This is a genomic window from Psychromonas arctica (genome assembly GCF_038155225.1).
Classification (GTDB): domain Bacteria; phylum Pseudomonadota; class Gammaproteobacteria; order Enterobacterales; family Psychromonadaceae; genus Psychromonas; species Psychromonas arctica_B.
The window spans coordinates 1-229 of sequence record NZ_JBAKBA010000222.1; the positions used below are offsets into that span (position 1 = coordinate 1).

Consider the following 229-nt stretch of genomic DNA (forward strand, 5'->3'; position numbering starts at 1 on the left):
GATCTTTCATTAAAAATTCAAAGCAACCCCTGCCAATCTCACCTGCTCCTAAATGCGCATGTCGATCAACTCGACTAGCAATAGGCACTTTACTGTCATTAATATGCATAGCGCGTATATATTCAAATCCAACAATGTCTGAGTAGGCTTTAAAGGTCGCTTCTGTTTCATTAGCCCAACGTAAATCATAGCCTGAATCGAAGGTATGACAAGTGTCGATACATACGCC

Annotated in this window: 1 protein-coding gene; it reads right to left on the reverse strand. The window is 41.0% G+C overall.

Going from position 1 to position 229, the window contains the following annotated elements:
* On the reverse strand, positions 1-229 hold a 229-nt coding region (locus V6255_RS18345; RefSeq protein WP_341629416.1), incomplete at both ends, for a TIM barrel protein.